Here is an 11,751-nt window from a genome sequence, read left to right as displayed (position 1 = left end):
GAAATGCCACAATTAGAAGCATACGATACGTTTGAAGAGTTAAATGATGCACTTCAATCTTATATTGAATTTTATAATATGGAGCGAGTTCCACTTAGCATGGGATTGCGTATTCCAGCATAAAAAAACCATGCATATTAAAATTGATGCATGGCTTAAATATTTTATTTATTTACCTGTCTGCTTGACAGGGGGCAGTTCAATAAGGTCTCAGCCGCTTTTTTCTTTGGAATGATATGCCTTTTGAAGAGGAAAGATGCTTATTTTTACAGCATTATGTATATCAGATTTAAAATAAACGAAAAATGGAAACCAAAACCAGCTGTGATTACATTTATGAAAAAAAACGCAAAATAAAACAACCTGAACTTTCCCATTAAAAAAAAAGCGAAAGGTTATCCCTCTGTGTGACTAAAAATCGCTCATTTTTTAAAGCAGAACACCCCGAACTTTCCAATTACCGTCCATTTTAGGTTTAATATATACAATCACCCATAATCTGCACAAAATACCTTTCGTTAAAGTTATACTCATTTGAAGATAGTCTCAAACCATTTATATGAAGATACAAAAAAGCCGTCAATGTCTAAGACATTGACGACGTTTCTAAAATCATTATTTAACTGCGTCTTTAAGCGCTTTACCAGGTTTGAAAGCTGGTACTTTGCTTGCAGGAATTTCGATTTCATCACCAGTTTGAGGGTTACGACCTTTACGAGCCGCACGGTCACGTACTTCAAAGCTACCGAAACCGATTAATTGAACTTTTTCACCTTCAGCTAAAAATGCTTCGATTTGTTCGAAAACTGCATCAACAACTGGAGCGACGTTCTTTTTAGAATCACCTACTGCATTTGCAACGTTTTGTACTAATTCTGCTTTATTTGCCATTCTAATTTCACCTCCTCCGAATATTCTCGGAAATATTTATCTTAGATAAATATCAGGATAATCGAAATACTTCTCAGATAATCCTTTTTTAGGATACCATACAAACCGCTATATAACAACGTTTTTAGTCAAAATTCACAATATTTTTACAATTTTTCGGCTATTTCCGATTTCTTGTAATGATTTGTATAGGTGTACCTAAGAAATCAAATGATTTTCGAATTTGATTTGAAAGAAAACGTTCATATGAGAAATGCATTAATTCTTCATCATTCACAAAGGCCACAAAAGTTGGTGGTGCTGATTTCACTTGTGTTAAATAGTAAATTCTCAGTTTTCTACCTTTGTCCGATGGTGCCGGATTAACACGGATTGCTTCCACAAGTACCTCATTTAATAATGATGATTGTACACGACGGTTAAAGTTACCATGTACGTGGGCAATGATTTCAGGTAATTGTGTCAAACGTTGTTTCGTTTCCGCAGATACAAATAAGATGGGTGCGTAGTCGATAAACTGAAATTCACGACGGATATCATCCGTAAATTTCTTCATCGTATGATTATCTTTTTCAAGTGTATCCCATTTATTCACAACGATGATAATACCACGGCCTGCCTCATGGGCATACCCTGCGATTGTTTTATCTTGATCACGGATACCTTCTTCAGCATTTAACACGACCAAACAAACTTGTGCTCGTTCAATGGCACGCATGGCACGCATGACAGAATATTTTTCTGTTGCTTCGTAGACTTTACCACGTTTACGAATACCTGCAGTATCAATAATCTTAAATACTTGGCCATTTTCTTCGAAACTTGTATCAATTGCATCACGGGTTGTCCCCGCAACATCTGATACGATCACTCGGTTTTCACCTAGAATTGCATTTACCATTGAAGACTTACCAACATTTGGTCGTCCAATTAATGCAAATGAAATGGTATCGTCATCATCTTCATTTGAAATGTCATCTGGCGCTAGCTTAAATACTTCTTCAAGAATATCCCCGATACCTAAACCGTGAGAACCAGAAATTGGGAACGGATCCCCTAGACCTAATGAGTAGAAATCGTAAATTTCTGCACGTTGTTCAGGATTATCTACTTTATTGACTGCTAAAACGACTGGTTTATCTGTTTTACGTAGCATACTTGCAATTTGTGAATCGGTTTTGGTAACCCCATCACGCACATTTGTCATCATGATAATAACATCTGCTTCTTCCATTGCGATTTCTGCTTGCAAACGAATTTGTGTCATGAAATCTTGATCATTAAATTCGATACCACCAGTATCAATCACGTTTAATTGTTTACCTAACCATTCGCCTTGTGCATAGATTCGGTCACGTGTTACACCAGGTTCATCTTGTACAATTGAAATACGGTCTCCTACCACGCGGTTAAAAATTGTAGACTTACCAACATTTGGTCGTCCTACTATTGCTATTGTTAAATTAGACATGTATTTGCCTCCTCTCGAAATCTTTATCTATTTCAATAAAAAAGGTAGGTGAGTTTCCCCAACCTACCATCAAACCAAATTATGGTTTATTAATAAAAATTATTCGTTATCGTCACCGAAATCGAAGTTTTTTAATTGATCGCCTAGTAAATCACCAAATGTGAATCCAGATTCTTCATCTGAAGTTGTGTTTGATGTAGTGTTACGACGATTGTTGTTTTGTTTACGAGGTTTGTTTTGACGACGTTCTTCACGTGGCGCACTTTGTGCTGCTGAAGCATCAACTTCTGGTGCTTCTTCTAAAGCTTTAATTGATAATGATAAACGTTCGTTTTCAGGATCAACATCTAAAACTTTCACTTGAATAGTTTGACCTTCTGTAAGTTTGTCAGCAGGAGTTGCGATATGTTCATGAGAAATTTGAGAAATATGAACTAAACCTTCAACGCCAGGGAATACTTCAACAAACGCACCGAAGTCTACTAAACGACGTACAGTACCTTCTAATTCAGCACCTTTAGGCGCTTTTTCTTCGATATTTTCCCAAGGTCCTGGTTGTAAACCTTTGATAGACAATGAAATACGTCCGCGTTCTTCATCAACAGCAAGAACTAAAGCTTCAACTTCTTGACCTTCGCTTAAAATATCTGAAGGATGGTTAACGTGTGCTTGAGCGATTTGTGAGATATGTACTAAACCGTCGATGCCACCTAAGTCGATGAATGCACCGAAGTTTGCCAAGCGAGCTACAGTACCTGTAACTTTGTCACCTTCGTTGAATGAACCTAATTTTTCAGCACGTTCCGCTTTGCGTTTTTCAGCAGCGATTTCTTTGTGTGAAAGAATTAAACGGTTTTCGCTTGGTTCGATTTCAACGATTTTAACTTCTAACTCTTGGCCTTTGTAAGGAGAGAAATCGTCTACGAAAAAGTCTTCAACCATTGAAGCTGGGATGAAACCACGTACACCCGCGTCAACAACTAATCCACCTTTTACTACACTCTTAACTGGAACTGTGATTACTTCACCGTTTTCAGCTTTAGCTTCTAATTCAGCCCATACTTTTTTCGCTTCGATACGACGACGAGAAAGTAAGAATGAACCATTTTCTTTTTCTTTGATTTGTTTGATGACTACTAATTCTAAAGTGTCACCGATGTTTACGACGTCAGTAATTGAGTCGATTGGTGTAGCAGATAATTCTTTGAAAGGAATAACCCCTTCAACACCTGCGCCTTCGATACCAACAATTACTTGGTTATCGTCGATTGATAATACTTCACCTGTTACTGTATCACCAATTTTCACTTCTACTGATTCAGCAAGAATCTCTTCCATTGATGGAATTTCTTCGTTATTTTGATTTTGATTTTGATTAAATTCGTTTGACATACTCTAAATCCTCTCCTAAATGTACTACCTCATTCGCACTAAGCCAATGATCAATTATCATTATATCACTTATTTCAACTATATTCAACCAATAAGACTTAAAACAGCAAGAAAAGAACCCTAATTTCTATTGATTTTAGCGTTCTTTTATGTATTCTCTCTGGTCCATTGTTTAATTTTGTGATAATACTTCGTTTACATATGAAAAAATGGCCTCTTCCACTTGATCCAAATCCATATCTGATGAATCCAAAATAATGGCATCATCGGCAGGTTTCAGTGGACTATCTTCCCGAGTTGAATCATAAAGATCACGGCGTTTAATATCAGCAATTAATGCTTCTAGGCTCATTTCTGAATACCCTTTTGCTTGATTTTCTAGAAAGCGGCGTTGACCACGTTCCTCAGCAGACGCTGTTAGGAAAATCTTTAATTCTGCTGCTGGTAAAACTACAGTTCCTATATCACGACCATCCATAATAATGCCTTGTCCGCCTTTAGTGTAATCACGTTGTTTTTCTACTAAGACTTCGCGAACATCGGATACAGCCGAATAGGCAGAAACAGCTTGGGATACTTGATCTGTTCTGATTTCATCGGTAACATCTACGCCATTTACCCAAACACTTTGCCCACTATCATTCACTTGGAAAACAATTTCACTAGCTTCTGCTAAGTCGCGTAGCGCTTGATGGTCACTTGCATCAATACCTTTTTCTAATGCAAGCAAGGTAATGCTTCGATACATTGCGCCTGTATCTAAATATACATAGCTAAACGCTTAGCCAATTTTTTAGCGATGGTACTTTTTCCTGACGAAGCAGGGCCATCGATGGCGATTTGAATCGCTTTAGACAATCTGTCCACCACTCTTTCAATTTTATTTCTTTCTTATTCTGTTACACGTAATACCGTCCCAGGACCAATACTTGAATTTGCCGTAAGGCCATTTAATGCTAGCAATTCGTCTAAGGTCATACCATTATTCACAGCAATACGATATAAATTGTCCCCAACTTGAACGGTATAAGTACCTGTTGAAGATGATTCGCTTTCAGAAGCCACAGATTCGGATACTGCTTCTTCTGATTGTGAAGCTGCGATTGATGCAGATTCCGCTGCACTTGCTGATGCTGCTTGAGCTGCTGCAACAGCTGCAGCTTCAGCAGCTTCACTAGCTGCAATACTTGAAGATTCTTGTTCTGATGCTAAGCGTATTGATTCTGATTCTGAAGCTGCCACAGCACTTTCTGAGGCAACAATTGATTCAGAAACAGAGATAGATGCTGATTCTGAAGCAGATTCACTAGCTTTAGACATCGATTCAATGTTTTGCGTCTTCGATACCATAACTTGTTCCGTAGATTCAGGCTCTGGTACTCGACTTTCATTATTCATATAAGCGAACACTAATATCGGTATTACAATCATAACAAATAACAAGAAAGCCAATACCTTAGACGTTGTCGAAATTGAATCATTGTTATTCTTCTTATTTCGAGCAGTGCGTGTATATTTTTGATTCTTTAAGTTCTCAAACTCACCAAAGCCTTGATTTTGAAAATCGTCACTTGTAGGGGGGACTTGGTCAGTTTCAACTGAATCATCTTGCACTTGATCAAATGTATCCTCTGAATTTTTTTGATCTTTTTTGGTTAATTTATCCCAGAACTTCATCCTGCTACCCCTTTCTTATCATTAAGAATTGTACCATGAACCCCTTTTAATGTCAGTAACACATTCAGTAGTTTAACAAAAGTTTATCCCCTTTTGCTAACTAAATAATTCTTCTAAGCGTAACCGCCATGATAGCTTATTACCAACTTCAGATGCACGCCCTGGTAGACCTTCAAGCGCTTTGGGTAATTTCATAAATTCCTGCCAACTTGTTTTTGTTCGAAACTCTGGATGGCAGTGTGTGCAACATAAGTCCGGTTGCTCCTTTAAAGTTTCATCCGCATGGCCTAATAAAAGCTTTCGATAGCAGCCTTCATGATTCGTTAAATCCAGCATTTGAAAAATTTGCTGCATTTTGGTCTGTCTCAATTTTTGTGCGTGCAATCTGGCATCCGCTAGCGTATGAAAATGATGCTTATAGAATTTAAGCATGGCTATAATCGTGTCTGAATACTGATCTAACATATCAACTGTCAGCTTACCTTCAAATAAGGGCACTAACAAACGCTCCAATAAATCCGCTTCGTCTTCATACACTCGGCGAATTTGCTGCAATCTTGCCCGCTCGCTCTGATCATAGCATACAACCGCAACTGCCTGTTCTTGATCACGCCCCGCCCGGCCAATTTCTTGTACAAAATCAGCAATATTTTTAGGTAAATGATAATGAAGTACAAAACGGATATTGGGATGATTGATGCCCATACCAAAAGCAGATGTAGCAAAAACGACATCCAACAATCCATTTATAAACTGATTTTGTATAATATGCCGATCTGCTAGTGTTCGATCACCGTGGTAGGATGCTACTTGGAAATCAGTATTTGCTTTTACAAATTTAGTTAATTCTTCTAATTCACTTTTATGGTGAACATAAACAATTCCTGGTTTGGGTAATTCTGCTAACCATTGCAACAAAAAATTTCTTCTATCCATATGGCTTTCTAATTCCTCAAATATATAAAAAATATTCGGTCGGTCAACTGATTCCTTAATCAACATTGCTTGCTCATCATGTTCAAATAAATATTCTTGAATATCGTCCAAAGTGTCGCTTGATGCTGTTGCTGATAAGGCCAGCGTTTGTGGATGTCCTAGGAATTGGCGCACCGCCTTTAATTCTGTATATTCAGGTCTAAAGTCAAAGCCCCATTGCGAAATACAATGGGCTTCATCAATCACTAGTAAATGAATATCCATTGTTTTGAGTTTTTCTAATACCTGATTTTTTAATAACATTTCGGGCGAAATAAATACAAATTTATATTGGTCTAAATGGCGCAAAATATAAGCTTGTTGCTTTTTTTCATAGGTCGAATTTAATGCAATACCTTGACCTAGTCCCATCATTTGTAACTGCCCAACTTGATCTTGCATGAGCGAGATTAATGGTGAGACAATCACCGTAATACCAGGGGCTTGATATTGGTTGAGCTGATAAATCAGGGACTTTCCCCCACCTGTTGGTAAAATGGCCAGCGCATTTCTCCCATTTTCTAAAGCCTCCAAGCTTTCTATTTGACCCGGCTTAAAATGATTATAGCCTGTCATTTCACTTAATTTTTTCTGCCATCCCATAAGCCATCTGGTCCTTTCTGATAAATGATTTTCCAATAACGATACAACCAATAATCCTGGTCTCCAAACCTTGCTTGAAACGCATCAAACGTTGCATCCGGTTCATGATCTAGTAATACGCCTACATCATCGAGCTGCAATGCCGCTTTCACACGATTGACGAGTAGTTCTGGCTGACTGAAGGCAATTTCAATAAAATGTTCTGTAATCGTAGAAGGTTTCAGATTGCGCCTATTTGCCATTTCTGCCACTGAAATAGTAGCACCTTTTAGCATGAGAGCTGTTTTATTGGTCGAATCATTCCACTTTTTAAAAAAAGTATCTACCACGTTGACAAAATCTGTGAGTAATACTTGACCGGGCGTCGCATTTTTTCCTTTTAACCACTGAGCCCATAAATCATCTGTTATAGCTTGCTGCACGATCAGTATCTCACGTTTACTAGCTTCATGGATTTCTGCAATTTGTTCTAAAGTGACTGCAGGTACATTTGCCCCTTCAAATTGTTGTAAGAATATCATGGCAGCTTGATCAGGATACCGACTTAAATCAATCAACAATTGGTCTTGTATCAATTTGGCAACATCAGCCAACCCATATTGGAACACGTTCTTGACATGGTTAACCCAGATTTTCACAAGAAATTGGGCATGAATATCTTGTACGAAAGGTATATAACTACGAACATGTACATTGGCATACGAGACAACTTGCATCATCAATTGCAATGTTTGACGATAAATTTGCCGGCTACTTGAAATGATTAAACCATCACGTAAGGGAAGTATTTCCTCAATCACCATCTGAATAAATGATGGTTGCGCATGGTGACGATAAATTGCAGTTAAGGATGGGTAGTTAGCCGCTTCCTTCAAATACTGTGCCCATTCTTCCTTAGTCAGCTTTGGATATAGGCCAATAAGGCTGGTGATACGATTTGAAAACGCAAAAAAAAGTGTTGTGGCAGTTCGCTTGCCAATCAACACTTGATATACCGAATTTGCAGGGAGTTCTTGGGCCTTGTATGCAACTGCCATTAATAAAGTGTCCAAGAAAATCCCTCCAAATACCGATGATTATTTTAGTTGTCAAATACTCGATAGCTTTACTATAACAAATATTTAACGATAAAACATCTCTATTGACGAGATAATTGAGGGCTACCAAAACGATGAATCATTGTTGGTAATGTTTGTACTAATACAAAATGTGCTAATAATGATACCAGTACGCCTTTAATTAAGTTGAATGGTATGATACCAGCTAAAAGATATGTTTGCATGTTGCCAACATCAAAGTTCATTACTTGCATATAGAATGGTGTAATCACGAAATAGTTCAATACAGTCATTACAATTGTTAACGATAAGATTGAAATCACATATGCTGTGATTGTTTTACCGTGACTGATATTGGCTTCGCGACCGTCATTAGTGTAGGCTGCAAGCATTTGGTCTTTTAAGATGTAATAGATTGGTAAGATATATGCGATAGTCGCAATAAATGCTGTAGTATCGCCAATTGGAATACCCATTTCCCCACCTGTATACATGTAGTGTAGGAAGTTGGCAATAAAGCTTGCGCCAATTGCACCCTTAGGACCATAAACAAATGCAATCAGTAATAGTGGAACGATTGAAAAATCAACTTTTAAAAATGGTAATGCTGGAATTACTGGAAAACCAACAAACATTAATATAAATGATATAGCTCCTACGATTGCGACCAAAACGATTTGTTGCGTGTTACTTTTTCCCATGTTACTTTCTCCTTTTCTACTTCATGGGGTTGGCTCTTAAAGGTGGCAATAAAAAAACTCTTTCCACCTTCAAGGTAAAAAGAGTACGAGCAAACAAGCATAGTTCGCCCATCTTCTCCCATCCTGACTTTACAGTCGGTTCTAGAATTTCACTAGATCAGTCCCAAATGGGAGTCGCGGACTTTACCGCCGGTCGGGAATTACACCCTGCCCTGAAGATTGCTTAAAATTTATATTTAATTACAAGACTTATTATAGCATCATTTTCTCTTATTTCAAGTAAGTTGCTTCATTTTTTTGGAATTATTTTTTCTTGGCATATTCCATTAATTCTTGCACTTCATGTTTTAATAATGTACGAGCATCACCAGGACGTAAACCGTGTAAATTCAAGAAGCCATACTGTTCACGTTTCAGTTTGGTAACTGGATGTCCAATCGCTTCTAACATTTTACGGACTTGGCGATTACGGCCTTCATGAATCGTAACTTCAATAATGGTGCTATCTTTATCACGGTCGACAGACAGGATTTGAGCCTTAGCTGGTGCTGTCATCACGCCGTCAATTTTGACACCACGTTCAAGCGTCTTACGTTCTTCCCCTTTAATAACACCTTCAACCTTAGCCACATACACTTTATCGATTTCATAACGCGGATGCATTAAGGTGTTAGCAAATTCACCATCGTTGGTCAATAATAATAATCCTGACGTATTATAGTCTAGTCGACCAACAGGGTAAATACGTTGTTGCACATCTGGGAAGTAATCTGTTACGACCTTACGCCCCTTATCATCTTTCACTGCTGAAATTACGCCAAGTGGCTTGTAGAACAAGTAATATACCGGTTCTTCTTTGTAGATAGGTACTTCATCCACTTCAATACGGTCTTGATTGGATACCTTGTACCCTAACTCTCTAACCACTTGCCCGTTCACTTTCACGCGACCAGCTTCAATTAATTTTTCTGATTCACGTCTCGATGCAACACCTGCATGTGCCATCACTTTTTGTAATCGTTCCATCTCTCTTAACTCCTATTTTTCAGAATACTTTAAGCTTCTTCGCTCAAATCTTCCTCTTTACTTGTCTCTACTTTTGTTGCAAAATCTTTTTGCTCTGGTTCCCCATTTTCATCAATTTTAAATAGGGTTTCTTCATTTACTGATCCATCTAATACTAGGTTATGAATATCTGGTAGATCTTCAAGTGACTCTAAGCCAAAATATTGGTAGAAATAATTGGTTACGCCGTAGATAATTGGGCGTCCTGGTGAATTCTGCCGGCCCTGTTCCATGATTAAATCACGCTCTAACAGTTTATGAATCATATTTGAAGATTGCACACCACGTATGTCATCAATAGCCATTCGTGTGATGGGTTGTTGGTAAGCAATGATTGCTAAGGTTTCCAAGGCTGCTTGGGATAATTTAGTAGCAAATGGTGAGACAGCATAATTTTTGACAATTTGACCGTATTCACTTTTGGTAACTAATTGAACACGCTCATTGATGACTGTTAATCGCAAACCAGCTTGATCATCATTTTTTAGCTTTTGTCCCAAAACCATGACGTAGTAAAAAGCCCACTCTTGTCGTATTTCTAGCAAGTTTGCTAACTCATCTATGGCTATGCCATCTTCTCCTGCTACGAAAAGTAAACTCTCAATCGCGCCTACAGCACTCATTCACTTTCCTCCCGTCTAATTAATTGAATATCATCTACAATTGTTTCCTGATATAAGTATAACTCATTTGCCTTCACTAATTCTAAAATAGCCAAAAATAAGGTGACAATATAGCCTCTTGTTGGGGCTTTACCAGCAAACACCGTTTCTTGGAACATCAAAATTTGCTTGTCTGCAGTTACAAAAGCTTGACGAATATCCGCCATGGCCATATTAACTGAATAGCCGTCATTGGATATAGTCGTTTGAATCGGTTGTTGATTTTTCAAGCGAAAGGCCATCTTTTGCAAGGCCCGATATAAATCATCCGGGGTTAATTGTCGCCCTGTCATTGGAATTTTATCCTGATATGCTGATAAGTCTGATGGTTGCTTGGTATACTCTAATGAGCGTTCAGCTTGTTTATCTGCCAAAATATGTGAAATTTCTTGATATTGTTGAAAAGCCAAAAGTTGCTCAACTAGGGCATCACGTGGATCTTCATCCTCTTCTTCGTCACTCATTTTAGGTGTTTTAGGCAACATCATCTGGGTCTTGATTTCCAGTAAAGTTGCCGCCATTACCAAATATTCTGAGGCAATATCTAATGACAAATTTTCATATGTGTGTATATATGCCAGATATTGGTCAGTAACAATATTAATTGGAATATCAAAAATATCCACTTTTAAGTCTTTAATCAGGTGTAATAGTAAATCAAGCGGCCCCTCAAAGGCCGCCAGATCTAACGTTAATTCACTTGTTTTTTCTATCATGTTTGGCCTATCTCCCTTACTTACCGGAAAAAGTATCTTCCGCTATTTGCTCCTGGCGATGTTTTGCCCATTTAGAAAGCAAGCTTGATAAGCTGATAACGCCTGTCAATGTATAAACCGGGTACTCCTTTTTCAAAGCCGTTAATATAGCATAGGTGCGCCCTTCTTCACGGAATGAAGGATTAATGGATAAATAACGGACTACGATTGTATCTGAATCGTCATGTTGGTCAAAACCCACTAAACCAATTACATTGTCGCTTTCTGCGTCTTTCCATAAATATATTTTTCGTTCTTGTTTATGTATTCTATCCATTTCTGCTTTTAATTCAGAAAATTCCTTGAATTCAGGAATGTAGGATAGTAGGCCCATTACGACTTTCTCGTATTTTCCTATGTAAGGCACTAGCATGTTTTGCCTCCTTCAATTACTGCAATAACAAAGTATTCGTAACAGTACATTAGCATACATCGACAAGCAAGGCAATTTTTTCTAAAGTTTTCACAAAGAATTTATTGAAATACCATTTAGTTACTGAT

General features: G+C 37.8%; 12 protein-coding genes, 1 pseudogene and 1 riboswitch. Of the genes and pseudogenes, 1 reads left to right on the top strand and 12 read right to left on the bottom strand.

Annotated elements, in window-relative coordinates:
* Nucleotides 1-3 precede the first annotated feature (3 nt).
* The gene (locus B9P78_RS10670) at nt 4-123 is read left to right on the top strand and encodes an IS3 family transposase (protein ID WP_107309498.1); all 120 of its coding nucleotides are present in this window, start codon (nt 4-6) and stop codon (nt 121-123) included.
* A gap of 492 nt (nt 124-615) precedes the next feature.
* On the opposite strand, the gene B9P78_RS04510 is transcribed toward B9P78_RS10670, so the two are convergent.
* The 12 genes and pseudogenes from B9P78_RS04510 to B9P78_RS04455 all read right to left on the bottom strand — a co-directional run bounded on the left by B9P78_RS04510 (nt 616) and on the right by B9P78_RS04455 (nt 11,623).
* Nucleotides 616-891 carry an HU family DNA-binding protein gene (locus B9P78_RS04510; RefSeq protein ID WP_094518335.1) on the bottom strand — a complete coding sequence of 92 codons (276 nt, stop codon included), beginning with the start codon at nt 889-891 and terminating at the stop codon, nt 616-618.
* 160 nt (nt 892-1,051) lie between these two features.
* On the bottom strand, nt 1,052-2,362 hold the full coding sequence (gene der / locus B9P78_RS04505; protein ID WP_094518334.1) for a ribosome biogenesis GTPase Der: 1,311 nt from the start codon (nt 2,360-2,362) through the stop codon (nt 1,052-1,054).
* A 99-nt stretch (nt 2,363-2,461) separates the two neighbouring features.
* Entirely contained in the window at nt 2,462-3,754 is a 1,293-nt protein-coding gene (rpsA, locus tag B9P78_RS04500; protein WP_094518333.1) for a 30S ribosomal protein S1, read from the bottom strand.
* 172 nt (nt 3,755-3,926) lie between these two features.
* Nucleotides 3,927-4,612, bottom strand: a pseudogene (gene cmk / locus B9P78_RS04495) ((d)CMP kinase).
* Nucleotides 4,613-4,645: 33 nt separating this feature from the next.
* Nucleotides 4,646-5,431: a LysM domain-containing protein gene (locus B9P78_RS04490; RefSeq protein WP_094518332.1), complete on the bottom strand. Its 786-nt coding sequence runs from the start codon at nt 5,429-5,431 to the stop codon at nt 4,646-4,648.
* A 96-nt stretch (nt 5,432-5,527) separates the two neighbouring features.
* A complete protein-coding gene (locus B9P78_RS04485; protein WP_094518331.1) occupies nt 5,528-7,009 on the bottom strand; it encodes a RecQ family ATP-dependent DNA helicase in 1,482 nt (493 codons plus the stop codon).
* A complete protein-coding gene (locus B9P78_RS04480) occupies nt 6,988-8,061 on the bottom strand; it encodes a hypothetical protein (protein ID WP_094518330.1) in 1,074 nt (357 codons plus the stop codon). Before B9P78_RS04480 ends, B9P78_RS04485 begins: the two co-directional genes overlap by 22 nt.
* Before the next feature lie 86 nt (nt 8,062-8,147).
* Nucleotides 8,148-8,768 (bottom strand): ECF transporter S component, encoded by a 621-nt coding sequence (locus B9P78_RS04475; RefSeq protein ID WP_094518329.1) that lies wholly within the window; start codon nt 8,766-8,768, stop codon nt 8,148-8,150.
* A gap of 106 nt (nt 8,769-8,874) precedes the next feature.
* Nucleotides 8,875-8,992: riboswitch (FMN riboswitch) on the bottom strand.
* Between the two features lie 79 nt (nt 8,993-9,071).
* Nucleotides 9,072-9,794 (bottom strand): pseudouridine synthase, encoded by a 723-nt coding sequence (locus tag B9P78_RS04470; protein WP_094518328.1) that lies wholly within the window; start codon nt 9,792-9,794, stop codon nt 9,072-9,074.
* A gap of 29 nt (nt 9,795-9,823) precedes the next feature.
* Nucleotides 9,824-10,456, bottom strand: a complete 633-nt coding sequence (gene scpB, locus B9P78_RS04465) for an SMC-Scp complex subunit ScpB (RefSeq protein ID WP_094518327.1) — start codon at nt 10,454-10,456, stop codon at nt 9,824-9,826.
* Nucleotides 10,453-11,211, bottom strand: a complete 759-nt coding sequence (locus tag B9P78_RS04460) for a segregation/condensation protein A (RefSeq protein WP_094518326.1) — start codon at nt 11,209-11,211, stop codon at nt 10,453-10,455. The genes scpB and B9P78_RS04460 overlap by 4 nt, the downstream gene beginning before the upstream one ends.
* A 16-nt stretch (nt 11,212-11,227) precedes the next feature.
* Nucleotides 11,228-11,623 carry a reductase gene (locus B9P78_RS04455; protein ID WP_094518325.1) on the bottom strand — a complete coding sequence of 132 codons (396 nt, stop codon included), beginning with the start codon at nt 11,621-11,623 and terminating at the stop codon, nt 11,228-11,230.
* Nucleotides 11,624-11,751 lie beyond the last annotated feature (128 nt).

The organism is Aerococcus sp. 1KP-2016 (assembly GCF_002252085.1).
In the GTDB taxonomy this organism is placed as follows: domain Bacteria; phylum Bacillota; class Bacilli; order Lactobacillales; family Aerococcaceae; genus Aerococcus.
Note: the sequence above shows the minus strand (reverse complement) of the source record. Positions and strands in the feature narration are given on the sequence as shown.